This is a genomic window from Kitasatospora sp. NPDC090308 (genome assembly GCF_044769485.1).
Lineage (GTDB): Bacteria > Actinomycetota > Actinomycetes > Streptomycetales > Streptomycetaceae > Kitasatospora > Kitasatospora fiedleri.
Window position 1 is genome coordinate 540,432 of record NZ_JBIVXY010000002.1, and the last position, 12,016, is coordinate 552,447.

Consider the following 12,016-nt stretch of genomic DNA (forward strand, 5'->3'; position numbering starts at 1 on the left):
CGCATCAGCGGCCGGGCGTGAGGGGCTGGCCGAGATGGTCGGTGATGAGCGCGTCGGCGAAGGCGTCGGCGGAGCGGGCGAGCCGGATGGCTGGCCCGCTCAAGCCCATCTGCAGGTTTCTGATCTTGGTCTCTTCCGGGGACTTTCTGGCGAGCCGGGTGATCGGAGAGTAAGGCGGGCGCATGACCGTGGCCAGGCGCCATTCGCTGCCGGTCAGGCGGGACCAGATGTAGGCGGACAGGCAGTCGTGCTGCAGCCGTTGTTGGTCGGCGGTCGCGGCAGGGTGGACTTGGGCGTCGTTCAGGAGCTGCTGCAGCTCGAAGCCCCTCAGGTGCCAGAGGCCGAACTGTTTTCTTCGGGCGCTGTAGTTCTCCCGCTTCGGGAGGTTCGCGAGGTGCTGGCCGAAGCGTTCCAGGCCGCCGCGGATGTTGTCGTGGGCTGGCCGGGCGAGCAGGGCTTGGGCGGACAGCAGTTCGTTGTCGTCGTCGAGCCAGGCTGCGGGGATGCCCAGGAAGCGGGCTGCTTCCTGGTGGTCGACGCGGTCGACGGACATGACGAGGTGGAGCGCGACCGCGCGCCGCAGTGTCAGAATTCGTCGAGTCCCGAGCCGTGGGGTGCGGCCGAAGTGGTGGGTGAACGAGTCGAGGGGGATCTCCTGGGGGACGTGTTCGGCCCAGAAGCCGCGCGGGCGGACGTCGAGCAGTCGTGGTTCGGTGCGCTGTGCTTCCGAGCGCCTGTCGAGGGCGGTGAGGAACTCCCTGCGTCGGGAGGGTGAACAGTCCTTGTGAACCCGCGAGCTCCAGATATTGCCCCATCGTGGGTGCCGGTGGTCTGGAGCATGGCTCAGCAGGTCGAAGACCTGGTGGCGGAAGTCCGGGAGGGGCAGGTTCAGGCTGTCGACGGCCATGCTCAGGAGGGCGGCTGTGGCGGGGGCGGACTCGGGGAGGAGCCGCCAGGAGTCGAGGATCCGGGGCCGGGAGCGCGCGGCCCGCCAGCCTGCGGCGGTCTTGTCCTGAGTGTCGATGTGGGTGTCGAGCGAGTCGAGCAGACCGGTCGGCCCGGCGGGAGCCGGGCGGTTGATCCCGGTGGCCAGTATGAGGGTGGTGATGAAGCTCAGGTCGGCGAAGAACTGCGTAGCGGTGGCCGGGGCGGTGGTCTTCAACTGGTCGAGCAGGTGTTGCTGCAGCGCGGCGATGTCGGGGGTGAGTGGGGGCAGGTTCGTCGGTGCCTGGTCGAGGCGGGTGCCGCAGCCCTGCTTGCTCCACTTGATCGTCACCCGGCGGCACTGGGCCGGGTGAAGGTTTCGGACGCCCGTCATGGGGATGGCCCAGGAGGAGGCGCCGGACTGGAGCGGGCCGTGTCCGCAGTCGGGGCAGGCGTGGTGCAGGAAGGCGTTGTGGTCGAGGCATGCGAAGACGACCGGCAGGTGCCACTGGCGTTTCCAGGGGCCGCCGTGCATGTTCTGGATCGGTGATCCGTCGCCGGCCAGGCACTGGGGGCAGAAGCGGGTGGATTCGAGCCGGAGCCAGGGCGGGAGCGGAGCCCTTTCCCCAACCGGGGTTAGGGCGTCGGCGAGCGGCGGGTAGCGGTTGGCGAACGGTTTCAGGGTGAGGTCCTCGGCGCTCCGCTCGTCGAGCCGGGCGGCCTTCGCGAAATCTCGTAGGAGCGGTGCCTCCAACTGCAGCAGGGACCTGAGCGGGACGGCGGAGCGTTTGCCGCTCCGCCAGGTCAGGCCGATGCGCCCGGCCAGCTGGAGCGGGCTCTCGTCGAGGCGGTGGCTTAGCCGGAGGAGGAAGCCGAGCAGGCCCTCGTCGGGCAGCGGGACCAGGCTCCGGGCGAGCGGCCGGTTGTCGGTGGCCGGCGTCATCCGGTCGCCGTCCCGGGCTGGGTGCCGCGGTCGTCGAAGACTGTGTTGCGGCCCCGGCGGCGTTCGGCGCGGGAGGACGGTGGCTCGGCTTCCCGGTCGGTGTCGGTCGGGCGGTCCTCCCGGCCGATCACGATCTCGTCGAGCAGGTCCTCGTCCAGGACTTCCTGTCCGCTGTCCATGGCCTCCTGGGCGCCGTCGGCGATCAGTCGGCCCAGGATGCCGACGACGCCGCCGCTGCGGCGGAACAGGTATTCGGGCATGGTGCCGTCGGTGAGCATGCCCGCCTCGGCGTTCATGAGCCGTAGGTGGACCTCGATGCCGCGGAGGTGGTCGGTGAACGCCTGGATCTCCTTGGCGGTGCCGTAGTGGAAGCGGTCCAGCTCGACCATCTCGAAGCGGCGCTCGGTCTGGGTGACTTCCAGGCCGTGGACGCGGGTGCTCTCCAGCGGCGGCATCACCCACTGTCGTGCCCCGGGGTCCCATTTCGCCTCCCGCAGCAGTCCCATTCCGGGGATGTTGACACCGGTGAGGACCAGCGTGACCTGGAAGCTCATCAGGGCCCGGATCAGGTCCAGGACGTCCTGGTCGTCCTGTCGGTGCATGCGCAGGCGGTTGATGTCATCCAAGACCAAGGCCCGGACGCCGTGGTCCCGCAGCGACAGGGCGACCTGCCGGACCAGTTGGGGAAGCGTCAGCGACCCGGGCGTCGGGCCGAAGAAGTTCAAGATCGCCTGGCAGAGGCTCTTGGGGCTGGCCGTGACCGGGGTCTGGACGTAGGCGATGGGGGCGTGCAGGTCCGAGGTGCCCCCGACGGCGTTCGGGTTCAGGTGCCGGTGCAGGTCGAGCCAGGTGTCCTCGAACGCCGCGGTGACGCTGCTGACCGTCGCGGTCTTGCCGTGGTTGCCGGAGCCGCTGACCATCACGCCGGCCAGCGTCGGGTCGTCCTGGTTAAGCACGTTGCCGTTCAGCCGCCGGTTGATCAGCCGGGAGACCTTCCGGGACATCGGGGTCTGCTGCAGCGGCAGGTTCACGTTGGTCAGCCGCCGGAACAGGTCGTAATCCGCCCGCCGGTTCGGCGGGAGCAGGCCCCACCGGTCGGCGCTCAGCGCTGCGGGCGGTCGCAAGGTGCCGCGGCGGGCCCGGAAGTCCTGCCAGCCGTCGAAGGTGTCCCGGTGCGGGCGGGGCCGCAGGATCAGCTCCGCGATCCGCTCGCGCGAGGGCAGCCCGTCGGGCAGGTCGTGGCTCATGAACCATCCCCGGCCCGGGCGCTCGCGTCGTCTGCTCCACCCGGCAGCAGGAACAGGCCCCCGCCGCGCAGGGCGTCGTCCAGCAGTGGAGGGGCGACTGGCTCGCGCCGCCCCAATTCCTCCCGGCGTCGGCGCCGGGAGGAATCGACGGCTCGGCCGAAGGCGGGGACCGCGACGGTGGCGGTCGCCCGGTCGCTGCCGCGCTCCCCGGACCGGTCGGCTTCGGCCGCGCGGCCGCGCGAGTTCTCCCGGACCCGGCCGGCGCGCTGCCGCCGGCCGGCGGCCGGGGTCTTGCGCGTGGAGGTCTTCCGGGTCGGCCACTGCTCGACGGGGGTGGTGGCCGACAGTAACTCGACCAGGACCGGCAGCAGCTCGTCCTCCGAACGCGGTGCCAGTCCCTGGCGGCGGGCGTGCTCCAGCAACTGTGTCACGCTCGTGTCGGAGAACGCGGGGACCTCGCCTTCGGGCGGCAGCCCCGTCCAACGCAGGGTGTGCCAGGTCTCGTGGTCGTCGGGGTCCTGGAAGAACACCTGCCTGCGGTCGCGCCGGTCGCTGCGGACCACCCACTTCCCGGCGTGCGTCCCGCCCCGCCGCGACGGGCCCCGGAAACGCTCCTGCTCCAGGACATCGGCGTGATACCAGAGTCCGAGGATCCGGACCCCGCGGCGCGAGTGGATCTTCACGTGGTGCTTGCGCAGGACCTTGTAGTAGAGCTCCGGCTCGGGGATCTGCATCGACCAGCCGCCCTGGTGCATCGCGGCGGCGAACAGCGAGTTGGGGCTGTGCTCCTCACCAGGGCCCCAGGCCGGCGCGTACTCGCCGAGCTGGTGCGTCTGCCAGACGGTCACGATCCAGCGTGCGATCACCCCTTCCATCTGCGCGAGGGTCAGGCAGGCGTCGGCGTCCGGGTCGGCGCCACGATCGGCGACGTCGGTGCCGGTGAAGCCCAGCAGGTGCTCGAACAGCATCGTCTTGACCGAGCCGAAGGCCCGCTCGACCGCGAACTTGTCGGTCTGCCGCAGCACCCGCGCGGGCAGGATGTTGCAGCCCAGCTCGCGCTCGGCCTCCACCAGGTCGTGGTTCTTGTAGGGGCCGCCGTGGTCCGTGGTGACCGTCTCCGGCGCGAAGAACGGCAGCCCGGCGACGTCGTGGCCGGCGAACTCGGCGATGATCTCCGCCGGGACGCCCGGGTAGGGCCAGGCCATCTCCTCGCCCCAGCCCTCCCGCATCGGCAGCGGCATCATCACGTCCCGCAGCAGCATCGCGACGTCCACCGACGTGTCCGAGCCCAGCGTGAGCCGGAACGCCGGCAAGGAGTGCGTGAACAGGTCCAGACCCAGCGTCAGCGTCGCGTTCACCGGCTCGCCGAACACGCTCTCGCGCAGCTTCACCGGCAGCGGCGTCGAGTCCAGCGCGAGGACCTGGCCCGGCCGGTGGACCACGAACCGGCGCCCGACACCGGCCTCCGCCGCGGCCTGGGCTGTCCGCAGGTAGCGCTGCCGGCCACCGCCCGGACCGAACCACTCCTCCCAGACCCTGGCCAGCGTCCAGCGCGAGGGGATCTTGTCGACGGGGAAGTCGGGGAACATCTCGTGGACGAACTGGTGCAGCAGCCGGTGCTTGGCCCGCATCCCGATCCGGGCCCGCAGGTCGCATTCCTCCTTGACCGCGAAGACCGCCTGCCGGATCTCCTCGGTGACGCTGGAGCGGCCGGTCAGCCGCCGCGTCCAGCGGCCGTCCGCGCAAGCCAGCAGCAGGCTCTCGCCCTCCAGCGCGGTCAGGCCCTCCAGTGTCCGCAGGCCCAGCCCCTTCAACCCGAGCATCTCCGCCTCGTGCGCGGGGATCGCCGCGATCTCCTCGACCTTCGCCCGCCGCCGCGCGGTCAGTGTCGTGCACTGCGGGTCGTAGGCCGCCCGGGGCTCGCCCGGCCTGGCCCGCAGCGGGTGGCCGTCACGGAAACCGGTCGCGGCCTCCCGCACGTGCTCGGCCCGGACCATCGTCTGCCGCAGCCGCCCCTCCGGAAGATCCGACCGGCTCAGCGGCTGCCCGCCGCCCTGTCGCGGCCGGTCGGGTGAGCGCGTCGGGCGGACGTCGGGATGTTGAACCAGCCAGCGAAGCGTCCGCTCCTCACTCCTGCCGTCCTCGTGGACCAGGCGGAGCCGGCCTAGGTGCGGCTCGATCGACTCGACCGTCCACTCGACCCCGTTCAGCACCAGCCGGCCGCCGGGCGCCAGCTCGCGCAGCCCCTGCCCGGTCATCACGTCCTCCCCGAAGTGGCGGGCCAGACGGGCGAGCCGTCGCCCATCGGACTGCCTAAGTCCGTGGCCAGCTTCCGGTGCCAGAGCAGGTGAGCGGCGTGCGCGCGGGCCACCACCGGCAGTCTCGTCGCCCCCACCAACTCCCCGAAGGCGAGCGGCCCGGCCGCGGCGGCGGCCAGCAACTCCTCCTGAAGGCCCATCGGATCGCGCAGCGGACGGCGCTGGGACGACAGGAAGTCCAAGACGCTGAGGACGTGCGGGCGCCAGCCGGTCACCACCGAGTAGCGCCAGCCGCAGGACTCCGCCATCTGCCCGGCCGCCGCGAACTTCAAGGCGTCCAGCGGCTTGACCAGCCCCGCCGGCCTCACGTCGAACAGCCATGCGTTCCCGTCCGGCAGGACCGCCAGGAAGTCCGGGGTGTGTCGGGCCCGGCCCCCTCGGTGCTCGAAGTCCAGCTCGAACGGCTGGCCCAGCATGTCTGCGGCCCCAGCGAAGTCCATTGCGAGCAGCAGCCGTTGCTCCTCCAGCGACTCGAACCCGTGGTGCCGACCGGTCGAAACCATGAACTGCAGGCCCGGCCGGTGCCCCTGCCTGGCCCGCCAGGTGAACCCGCGCACCGGCGCCGCCGAACCCAGCGGCACCGAGCCGACCTCGCCCACCGGCCAGGCCACCGACCCGCCACCGACCTGCCACGACGTGACCCACCGCCGCCGCCAGCCCTCGGCCAGGTCCAACTCGCCCTGGACTGGCCCGTCTTCCGGATGCGGCACGAACAGCGCGTCCAACTCGCACGAATCGGAGCGGATCACCGGCCGCGTCGAAGCACCCATGGAACTACTTGATCAGCATCACGGACATGCCGTGCCCGAACTCCGAAAAAGTTCGCAAACGTCACAATCGGGTTCGGGCTTGCGCGACTGCGACCGGAAGCAGGGCGTCTCCGAAGGCGAAGGCCCGGCCCTCGAACGCGCCCGTCATCGTTCGAGGTTGATGAACCACCAGCCGAGCGGATCGTCTTCGCAGCCGGGGACGGCGAGTTCGAGGCCATTGCGCTCGGCCATGGCCATGCTGGCCCGGTTGCGGAAGTCGATCTTGGCGGTGACCGAGATGCGGTCGGCGTCCGGCTCCCGGTCGAGGATGTCGTAGAGGGCCTCGGTGAACGCGTAATCGGCGAACTCGCCGCCGTTGTAGCGGTGCCGGTGAGCGACGGCGATCGCGATGAGAAGGCGGACAGGAGCGCCGGGCGGGACGTCGAGTTCAGCAGGGGAGCCATTCAAGCGGGCGTGCGCGACGACGGCGGCCAGGCCCTCAGTGTCATAGGCCAGCTTCAGGCGCTGATCGAGATGCGCGTGGCGCGCGGTGTCCTTGAGGATCTTGTGGCGGATGCCGGCCTGGACCTCCCATTCCCACGGACGGGGGTGGGGCTCGCCGAACGGCGGCCTGGGGGTAGTGCACTCGAAGGATTGCAGGGCGAGGCGATCGCCCTGCGTGTCGGCGGCAGGGCGCCAGGCGAGGAGGGTATTCACCGGCGGGGCGGCAGCTTCCTGGAGGCGGCGTCAGGGGCGTTTAGGCGAGCTGAGAGCAGACGGGCCTGCTCGGCCGTGGGCGGTTGGTGGACGCGCCCCAAGTAGTCACTGTCGTCGAGTGGTTCGTCCAGATCCTCGCCGCCATGGCACGCATCGAGCACATGTACGGATTTCCACAGGGCGCGACGACGTGGCCCTGCAGCAGCGAAATCGGACAGCTGGCCGCGCCAGTGCCAGTCGCCATCGGGGAGGTCGGCCAAGAGCTTCTTGAACGGGTCAGCCGCAGGGACCGCATCGTCGTCGTGGCAGTGCTTCGACGCGAACGCGGCACTGAAGAGCGAGCAGGCCTGCACGTAGTCGGAGTCCCACTTCGATACGAGCTTGGCGCTGGCATCCCAGATGTCGATGTCATGGCGGCACTTCGATGCGAATTTGGCGCTGACGGCCGGGCGGACCCACAAGTGGTCGTAGTCGATCCCGCGAGTCGCATGACCCCAGTTGGCGTGGGTCGCTTCCTTGAGGAGGAAGAACAGCAAGAAGGCGGGTGTGGCGGCGTCCGGTTTCGAGGGCTCCGTCGAGAGGCTGGTGAGGATGCGGTCCGCGGCGCGGTCAAAGCCCTCGGCGGAGGTGTCGGGTGCGCGCTTGCAGCTGATGAGCCAGGTCTGACCGTTGTTGCCCGTGGCCTGTATATCGATGTCCACATCGGAGCCATCGGGGGTGAGCATCACGAGGCCCGCGATGTCCTCCTGGGCTGCAGCAGTGAGGTCCCAGTCTGCAGGATGGATGTCGCGCAGGACGGCGTCGAGCACGTTGGTCATGGGACCAGGTTACCGCTGGGCCGACGCTGTGAACCTGGGTTCGCAAGGCTTCTGCTGCTAAGCCAGTGACCAGCCCCGGCGTCGTTGCTGTTGGTAACGTTCACAAACTATGCGGTCTGTACAGCCAGCGGCTCTATCCCGTATAGACCTCCAGGCTTAGCCGACGGCAAAGGTTCGCTCGGTGTGTTGGCGGAGGGAGGAAAGGAAGATTCGGTCGGGGCGGCCGGCGAAGACGTAGAAGAGGGACTCGGGGATGTAGCCGGGGCTGCGGAACCAGTTGCGGATGAGGGAGCCTTGGCCCTGGTCGTCGGCGATTTCACCGAGGACTTGTTCGGTGTCCTCGTAGACGTGTGCCCGGCGGATTCGGCCAGTGGCGCGGGTGGCCATGAATTCCTCGATCACGGGACGGCCGGTGGCGGTGGGGCTGGCAGCCCACTTCCTGAGCTTTGGGGTTGCGGTGAGGATGTCGTTGACCGCATTAGAGGTCTGGACGTGATGCCAGACGTCCAAGAGGGTGGCGAACTGCCCGGGCTTGGCGATCCCTTCGGCGAGGTAGATCAGGAAACGGTTCATCAGCGTGGCGTTGTGCCGGACGTCGACCGGGACTTGGGTACCGAGAACTGCCAACGCGCCCTCTCGGAGTAGCAGGTCAGTGATTGCTACGGCCCCAGAGCCGCGCGGGGCAACGTGGCAGGCGCTGAGCATGACTACTGGGGGCATGTGGTGGATCCCCAGGAACAGGTGTGAGGCGCCGCCGACCTGGAGTGCGGCAAGGTTGCCGACCATCGTTCCGTGCGCGCTGAGGATGAGGATGTCAGGGCGGTGTTCGGCCACCGCCTCCTGCAGGGTGTCGAGGGTGAGTGTCTCGGCCTGGACGACGGTGAGCGCGTCGGGGATGGCAGTCTGGCGGGCCAGCCGCCAGCCTTCGCGGGAAAGCCGCCCGATTCGGTCGCTGACGGGGATGCACTCGGCGATCAGCACCTTGACGTGATGGTTTAGGCCGAGCGGCGGCGGGACGGCGGTCTGGAGCTGGAGCGTCCTTGTCAGCGGCTGGAGCGGCCGGTAAGCGATAGGCAGGCGGGTGCACAGCGGGGAAGTGTCCCCGGGCATGGTGAGCAGCCCGAGTGGGAAGTCGGAGAACACCGTCAGGGTCGGGGAGCGTTCGATCGCGGCCCGCAGTTCGTCGCTCCATAGTGGCCGAGCAGTGTCGTTCAGTCGGGCGAGCAGGCGTCGGGTGGTGGCGCTGCCGGGGCCGTCGATGAAATGCCGTTCGAGGTCAGCGAGAGCGAGGAACGCCTCCCGGGGTACGGTGGGCAGCATCAGGCCCAGCCCGCTACTTGCGATGGCATGGTGGGTCACTGCGAACTCGACGGCTGCTCGTTCGACCAGGTGATCGGGGCGTTTATGGAGGTTGATAGACCAGGTGTCGTCTGGGCTGACGGCGGGCTGCGGTTCCAACTGCTGCCGGAGTTGGCTGTTGTAGGCGTTGCGAGCGTATGCGGGAGCCGCGCCGGGCAAGCCCAGCGCGAGCGGCACTTTCAGCCTGGCGGCTTCCTCTTTGCCTGTCTGGGGGAGGCGGCGTTCGGCGTCTTCGAAGGAGACACCCTCCCGTTCGAGGCGGGCCAGGGTGGCCAGGCGAATCTGTCCTCTGAGGGCCTGGGTGAACGCCCGGTTGGTGTCCGTGTCCTGAACGGTCGACTCCGTGGTCGGCCAACCCATCTGCCGGGCCAGTCTGCGGTGAGGCAGGGTAAGCGGGGCCAGATCCAGGCGATGGGTGAGGGACAACTCGCCGGTGAGTGCCGGCAGCTCGGGGGCGTAGCGCTGCTGGATAGCGTGCCATTGGGCGGCGAGGGTGCTGTCGTTCAGCTGCGAGTAGGGGGTTGTGGGCAGGGCGAACCCCAGTGACGAGGCCCGTTCCTGGGCCTCGTCGAGCAGCTCGTCCGGGCAGACGGTGAGGACGGGGTAACGGCCTTGCAGGAGGTAGCCGACCCTGTCCGAATCGAAGCAGTCGATCGGCACCATCAGGATGTGGTGGTCGAGGAGTAACTGCTGAGCGGCCTTCAACTTCCGGATGGGGGCGTCGACTAGGTCCAGCAGCGTGGCGGGAAGGTGCAGGCAGTACCAGAGCCCGGGGAGCGCAGCGGCCACGGACTTGGCCAGGCCATGCGGCGCCGTCGACTCTGCGTCGGCCTGCCGCTCAAAGACGACCGGGGCATACGGCGACGTGTCTTGGGCGCGGCCTTCTCTGGGGCCAGGGGTGAACAAGACCGCATACAGCGGGGGCAATTCCAGAGGTAGCGGCATGACGTGGAGGACCTTGTGTGCGCTCGACCGATGACCTGGCCAATCTACCTTTTGAATAAGGGAGTTGGCGACCACTTTGAGCAGTGGAAGAGGAGGTCGAGGACGGTGGCGTAGCTGCGATGAGATCGGCGGTCAGGGAAGGGGATGGTGGGATTGGAGGAGGAAGGCGAGGGGGTCTCAGTGATCCCAAATTCGTGGGTGCGCAGTGTGAGGCTACCTTTAGATCCAGGTTTGGCGGCGTTCAAGCCGCCAATCGGCCGAAAAGCCGACTTGCCTTGGGGACGGGATCTCACTGTTCGTCATGGGGAGCCCAAGTCAGGATGCCACCTGAATCGCCGTATGGTACGAGTGTGACCTGACCGCCACGCTCGGGAATGACTGCACCGGGTTTGAGGTGGACAGCTGGTGTGTAGAACTGCCTGAACCCTAGATCGAGTTCCAATCCGTCAACCGAGATAGTTAGCTTGTCTCGAACCATAAGGGCTGCGGGGAGGGTGTCGATGAACTCCGCTGGAGCTGCGGGCGGAGTGAAGGACAGTTCATCCCAGGCAAATTGGAGGGGTTTTCCTTCTAGCAAGTGAGCGGCTTCGATCCACGGTGCGAAGTCGGTAACTGGCCGGTCGAGCAGTTTGGGCATTCTAATCGTCCGGCCAGCGATGGCCTGGATCCTGATTAGAGCTTCAAGGACGTCATAGGCAGTGGAAGCAGATGCATCCCCAGGATCGGCGATCGGCATCGGTTCACTCCCTGTCGTACGAAGTGGGTTCCGCAGGCAGAGCTGATTCGGAGCTCGGAAATTTGCTAGGAACTTGAATCCGTCCCGTAGGGACTCAAGTCGGCTTCCTTGCGGCTCGCGAAGGCTGAATCTGAACGACTGCTTTTGGTTTTTCACATCCAAACGGACTGTTACATCGAAGGCTCCATTGATCTCCTGTCCGCGCAGGTAGCCGCTTACGCCTGACGACCCCCTGATAACAGTCGTCAGTTCCACAGTCACGCTGGCGAGCTCAGAACCATCAGGGGCCATGATGACCAACAGCATGTCTTGCGGGAACCGCGCAGGCTCCCCTAGGGCACGGATCCTCACGGCCGTTGGCGCACCTGGGGTGGGACCAAGGCCTCCAGGCAGGTCGGCGGTCAGCTCCACCGCTTCGGCCGGCAGGTCTAGATCGCCGCCAAACTCATGGAACTCCTCCAGGCGATCCCTCAGCTCTCCCTCTGCAGGAACGCGGATTTTCAGAGAAAGTGGAATTTCACGCACGTTGGGGGCATCGGCGAATCGAGCTCGAACGGCGATTGCGATCGAAGGTGAACCGTAGCTTTGTGTCGCAAAAACGAGAAACTTATGATCGAGACTATCCAGCTCAATAGGGTTAGTCGTCGCGTATAGATCGTAAGAGTAATGTGGGTCATGCAGATTCACTTGCCGGAACAACGCCTCCAGCAGATTTGGAGCGTCGGATGCTTGAAAACTTTCCGCCGTGGGGTCGCTGCCAGTTAGAGGGCCGCGCAGGAGGGCGGTGAGATCTGCAAGTGCTGCCGCGAGCCGTTCCTTCCCATTGTGCAGGTGATAATCTACCACCTCGGGAAATTCTGAGACCAAAGCCTCTACGAAGTTGAGGCCCTTCCAGTCGACGACCATGTCAGGCAATGCTGGTTGCTCCGCAAGCCAGACAAGGTTCTCCTTAGTGGGATCAAGCGGAGTGACGAGGCTCCACTTTGACACGGCAAGGCCCTCGTCTCGGACGAAGGCGGATAGCCGAGCAAGGGACCGAGTGATCTGCCTTTTCTCGCCGGCTTTTAGGTTCTGTGCGAACTTCTTCACCTGTAGGACATGGAAAGTCTCATCCGGCAGCGGCACCAGGATGTCGATACCACCATCGCCTTTAGAGGGGCGGATGCGGATGCTGTCGGGATGCTTCCGCGACACCATGATCGCTACAGCCTCTTCGACATCGTCACCACTCAGTCGGGTCCACTCAACTCTCGCCACAGG

At 67.6% G+C, this 12,016-nt stretch carries 8 protein-coding genes; all 8 read right to left on the reverse strand.

The features are described from left to right. Positions 1-4: 4 nt before the first annotated feature. The 8 genes from ACIQVD_RS06425 to ACIQVD_RS06460 all read right to left on the reverse strand — a co-directional run bounded on the left by ACIQVD_RS06425 (position 5) and on the right by ACIQVD_RS06460 (position 12,013). A complete protein-coding gene (locus ACIQVD_RS06425; RefSeq protein WP_402286398.1) occupies positions 5-1,867 on the reverse strand; it encodes a TniQ family protein in 1,863 nt (620 codons plus the stop codon). Then, positions 1,864-3,114, reverse strand: coding sequence for an AAA family ATPase (locus ACIQVD_RS06430; protein ID WP_402286400.1), 1,251 nt, complete (start codon positions 3,112-3,114; stop codon positions 1,864-1,866). Before ACIQVD_RS06430 ends, ACIQVD_RS06425 begins: the two co-directional genes overlap by 4 nt. Next, positions 3,111-5,372 (reverse strand): transposase, encoded by a 2,262-nt coding sequence (locus ACIQVD_RS06435; RefSeq protein WP_402286402.1) that lies wholly within the window; start codon positions 5,370-5,372, stop codon positions 3,111-3,113. Before ACIQVD_RS06435 ends, ACIQVD_RS06430 begins: the two co-directional genes overlap by 4 nt. Then, a complete protein-coding gene (locus ACIQVD_RS06440; protein ID WP_402286404.1) occupies positions 5,372-6,202 on the reverse strand; it encodes a TnsA-like heteromeric transposase endonuclease subunit in 831 nt (276 codons plus the stop codon). Before ACIQVD_RS06440 ends, ACIQVD_RS06435 begins: the two co-directional genes overlap by 1 nt. A 144-nt stretch (positions 6,203-6,346) precedes the next feature. Beyond that, positions 6,347-6,898, reverse strand: coding sequence for a hypothetical protein (locus ACIQVD_RS06445; protein WP_402286406.1), 552 nt, complete (start codon positions 6,896-6,898; stop codon positions 6,347-6,349). Beyond that, positions 6,895-7,716: a hypothetical protein gene (locus ACIQVD_RS06450; protein ID WP_402286409.1), complete on the reverse strand. Its 822-nt coding sequence runs from the start codon at positions 7,714-7,716 to the stop codon at positions 6,895-6,897. The genes ACIQVD_RS06445 and ACIQVD_RS06450 overlap by 4 nt, the downstream gene beginning before the upstream one ends. 156 nt (positions 7,717-7,872) lie before the next feature. Continuing rightward, complete coding sequence (locus tag ACIQVD_RS06455; RefSeq protein WP_402286411.1) at positions 7,873-10,020, reverse strand: CHAT domain-containing protein; 2,148 nt, start codon at positions 10,018-10,020, stop codon at positions 7,873-7,875. A 289-nt stretch (positions 10,021-10,309) separates the two neighbouring features. Further along, positions 10,310-12,013: a hypothetical protein gene (locus ACIQVD_RS06460; protein ID WP_402286414.1), complete on the reverse strand. Its 1,704-nt coding sequence runs from the start codon at positions 12,011-12,013 to the stop codon at positions 10,310-10,312. Positions 12,014-12,016 lie beyond the last annotated feature (3 nt).